We start from the raw sequence: 2,500 nt of genomic DNA, 5'->3' as shown, positions 1-2,500 counted from the left end.
TCTATTTAGGTAGAGCGTCGACCGAATACCCTCGGGGGTAGAGCACTGGATGGGCTATGGGGACTCACCGTCTTACTGATCCTAACCAAACTCCGAATACCGAGGAGTACTAGTCGGCAGACACACGGCGGGTGCTAACGTCCGTCGTGAAGAGGGCAACAACCCTGACCTCCAGCTAAGGTCCCCAAGTCATGGCTAAGTGGGAAAGGATGTGAGGATCCCAAAACAACCAGGATGTTGGCTTAGAAGCAGCCATCATTTAAAGAAAGCGTAACAGCTCACTGGTCTAAATAAGGGTCTTTGCGCCGAAAATGTAACGGGGCTAAAGCCATGCACCGAAGCTGAGGATGTGGATTTATCCACGTGGTAGCGGAGCGTTCCGTAGGCCTGTGAAGGAGGACCCGTGAGGGCCTCTGGAGGTATCGGAAGTGCGAATGTTGACATGAGTAACGATAAAGGGAGTGAGAGACTCCCTCGCCGAAAGACCAAGGGTTCCTGCTTAAAGTTAATCTGAGCAGGGTTAGCCGGCCCCTAAGACGAGGCGGACACGCGTAGTCGATGGGAACCACGTTAATATTCGTGGGCCTGGTGGTAGTGACGGATTGCGTAACTTGTACATTCTTATTGGATTGAGTGTGCGGGGAAGCGGTTCCAGGAAATAGCTCCACCATTATAGACCGTACCCGAAACCGACACAGGTGGTCAGGTAGAGTATACCAAGGCGCTTGAGAGAACTATGTTGAAGGAACTCGGCAAATTGCACGCGTAACTTCGGAAGAAGCGTGACCCCTTTTTACGCAAGTAGGAAGGGGTGGCACAGACCAGGGGGTAGCGACTGTTTATCAAAAACACAGGGCTCTGCGAAGTCGATAAGACGACGTATAGGGTCTGACGCCTGCCCGGTGCTGGAAGGTTAAGAGGAGGGGTGCAAGCTCTGAATCGAAGCCCCAGTAAACGGCGGCCGTAACTATAACGGTCCTAAGGTAGCGAAATTCCTTGTCGGGTAAGTTCCGACCTGCACGAATGGCGTAACGACTTCCCCGCTGTCTCCAACATAGACTCAGTGAAATTGAATTCCCCGTGAAGATGCGGGGTTCCTGCGGTCAGACGGAAAGACCCCGTGCACCTTTACTATAGCTTTACACTGGCATTCGTGTCGGCATGTGTAGGATAGGTGGTAGGCTTTGAAGCGGGGACGCCAGTCTTCGTGGAGCCATCCTTGAAATACCACCCTTATCGTCATGGATGTCTAACCGCGGCCCGTTATCCGGGTCCGGGACAGTGTATGGTGGGTAGTTTGACTGGGGCGGTCGCCTCCGAAAGAGTAACGGAGGCGCGCGATGGTGGGCTCAGACCGGTCGGAAATCGGTCGTCGAGTGCAATGGCATAAGCCCGCCTGACTGCGAGACTGACAAGTCGAGCAGAGACGAAAGTCGGTCATAGTGATCCGGTGGTCCCGCGTGGAAGGGCCATCGCTCAACGGATAAAAGGTACGCCGGGGATAACAGGCTGATGACCCCCAAGAGTCCATATCGACGGGGTTGTTTGGCACCTCGATGTCGGCTCATCGCATCCTGGGGCTGGAGCAGGTCCCAAGGGTTTGGCTGTTCGCCAATTAAAGCGGTACGTGAGCTGGGTTCAGAACGTCGTGAGACAGTTCGGTCCCTATCTGCCGTGGGTGTAGGAATATTGACAGGATCTGTCCCTAGTACGAGAGGACCGGGATGGACATATCTCTGGTGGACCTGTTGTCGTGCCAACGGCATAGCAGGGTAGCTATATATGGAAGGGATAACCGCTGAAGGCATCTAAGCGGGAAACCCACCTGAAAACGAGTATTCCCTATCAGGGCCGTGGAAGACGACCACGTTGATAGGAGGCGTGTGGACGTGCGGTAACGCATGAAGCTTAGCCTTACTAATAGCCCGATTGGCTTGATCGTTCTCATTGTTCATGCTCATCGATAAATCGATGATCATCTGTTCAGCGCTCACGCATGAGCGGCTCAAAGGAGCCTATGCTCCGCGAGGGCGCCGGACGACCGGCGACGGCCTCTGGCCTGTATGGGTGCCTAACGCATACCAACAGGAAAGAAACGTTGCGGGTGACGTGTTCAAATCTGCAAACAGGTAAGTGCCTGTACCAGCTTCTCATCTGATTGCCCTTAGCCGACCTGGTGGTTATGGCGGGGCGGCTGCACCCGTTCCCATTCCGAACACGGCCGTGAAACGCCCCAGCGCCAATGGTACTTCGTCTTAAGACGCGGGAGAGTAGGTCGCTGCCAGGTCTGCTAAAGGCAATCATTATCTTCTCATCCGAAAACAAACATCGGCCCAGCCGAATGAAGGGTCGCCAAAAGCGACCCTTTTGCCGTACAGCCAACTGAAAATGGGCAAGGAGCTGCCCAAACCGCAATGGATCTGGAAATCAATCCACTGCATTAAAGCATCAGGAATTACCTCATGCGCTCCCCGGGCATAACCCGGTAATCTTGGTGACG

The 2,500-nt window shown here is 54.2% G+C and carries 1 protein-coding gene and 2 rRNA genes (1 of these 3 cut by a window edge); 2 read left to right on the top strand and 1 reads right to left on the bottom strand.

Annotated elements, in window-relative coordinates; genetic code table 11:
• A 23S ribosomal RNA gene (locus AC0JZ1_RS21265) occupies positions 1-1,942 on the top strand; it begins 860 nt to the left of the window's first position.
• A gap of 230 nt (positions 1,943-2,172) precedes the next feature.
• Positions 2,173-2,287 (top strand): 5S ribosomal RNA (gene rrf, locus AC0JZ1_RS21260).
• 16 nt (positions 2,288-2,303) lie between these two features.
• On the opposite strand, the gene AC0JZ1_RS21255 is transcribed toward rrf, so the two are convergent.
• A partial coding sequence (locus AC0JZ1_RS21255; protein ID WP_471884428.1) for a hypothetical protein occupies positions 2,304-2,500 on the bottom strand: 197 nt, incomplete at its 5' end.

Source organism: Affinirhizobium capsici, assembly GCF_977018625.1.
Note: the sequence above shows the minus strand (reverse complement) of the source record. Positions and strands in the feature narration are given on the sequence as shown.